Genomic DNA, 1,761 nt, shown 5'->3' with positions numbered 1-1,761 from the left:
GTAGACCTTTGAAAACTGAACAAAGCAAAGACAAACCAAATGTGTAGGGCGTCTTGATTGATTCAAGACAACAAACATTTTTAACAAGCAAGCAATATGCTAGCAAACAATTGAGCTTAACAATCGCAAGATTGTTCGAACTTTTTATGAGAGTTTGATCCTGGCTCAGGACGAACGCTGGCGGCGTGCCTAATACATGCAAGTCGAACGCTTCTTTTTCCACCGGAGCTTGCTCCACCGGAAAAAGAGGAGTGGCGAACGGGTGAGTAACACGTGGGTAACCTGCCCATCAGAAGGGGATAACACTTGGAAACAGGTGCTAATACCGTATAACAATCGAAACCGCATGGTTTTGATTTGAAAGGCGCTTTCGGGTGTCGCTGATGGATGGACCCGCGGTGCATTAGCTAGTTGGTGAGGTAACGGCTCACCAAGGCGACGATGCATAGCCGACCTGAGAGGGTGATCGGCCACATTGGGACTGAGACACGGCCCAAACTCCTACGGGAGGCAGCAGTAGGGAATCTTCGGCAATGGACGAAAGTCTGACCGAGCAACGCCGCGTGAGTGAAGAAGGTTTTCGGATCGTAAAACTCTGTTGTTAGAGAAGAACAAGGATGAGAGTAACTGTTCATCCCTTGACGGTATCTAACCAGAAAGCCACGGCTAACTACGTGCCAGCAGCCGCGGTAATACGTAGGTGGCAAGCGTTGTCCGGATTTATTGGGCGTAAAGCGAGCGCAGGCGGTTTCTTAAGTCTGATGTGAAAGCCCCCGGCTCAACCGGGGAGGGTCATTGGAAACTGGGAGACTTGAGTGCAGAAGAGGAGAGTGGAATTCCATGTGTAGCGGTGAAATGCGTAGATATATGGAGGAACACCAGTGGCGAAGGCGGCTCTCTGGTCTGTAACTGACGCTGAGGCTCGAAAGCGTGGGGAGCAAACAGGATTAGATACCCTGGTAGTCCACGCCGTAAACGATGAGTGCTAAGTGTTGGAGGGTTTCCGCCCTTCAGTGCTGCAGCTAACGCATTAAGCACTCCGCCTGGGGAGTACGACCGCAAGGTTGAAACTCAAAGGAATTGACGGGGGCCCGCACAAGCGGTGGAGCATGTGGTTTAATTCGAAGCAACGCGAAGAACCTTACCAGGTCTTGACATCCTTTGACCACTCTAGAGATAGAGCTTCCCCTTCGGGGGCAAAGTGACAGGTGGTGCATGGTTGTCGTCAGCTCGTGTCGTGAGATGTTGGGTTAAGTCCCGCAACGAGCGCAACCCTTATTGTTAGTTGCCATCATTTAGTTGGGCACTCTAGCAAGACTGCCGGTGACAAACCGGAGGAAGGTGGGGATGACGTCAAATCATCATGCCCCTTATGACCTGGGCTACACACGTGCTACAATGGGAAGTACAACGAGTCGCAAAGTCGCGAGGCTAAGCTAATCTCTTAAAGCTTCTCTCAGTTCGGATTGTAGGCTGCAACTCGCCTACATGAAGCCGGAATCGCTAGTAATCGCGGATCAGCACGCCGCGGTGAATACGTTCCCGGGCCTTGTACACACCGCCCGTCACACCACGAGAGTTTGTAACACCCGAAGTCGGTGAGGTAACCTTTTGGAGCCAGCCGCCTAAGGTGGGATAGATGATTGGGGTGAAGTCGTAACAAGGTAGCCGTATCGGAAGGTGCGGCTGGATCACCTCCTTTCTAAGGAATATTACGGAGACTACACTGTTTGTTTTTCACTTTGTTCAGTTTTGAGAGGT

Annotated in this window: 1 rRNA gene; it reads left to right on the top strand. The window is 51.2% G+C overall.

What is annotated here, in order from left to right:
* Nucleotides 1-142: 142 nt before the first annotated feature.
* Nucleotides 143-1,702 (top strand): 16S ribosomal RNA (locus AB3H93_RS14095).
* Nucleotides 1,703-1,761: the final 59 nt, after the last annotated feature.

Source organism: Enterococcus sp. C74, assembly GCF_040887125.1.
Lineage (GTDB): Bacteria > Bacillota > Bacilli > Lactobacillales > Enterococcaceae > Enterococcus_B > Enterococcus_B hirae.
This window is presented reverse-complemented; position numbering and strand designations above follow the sequence as displayed.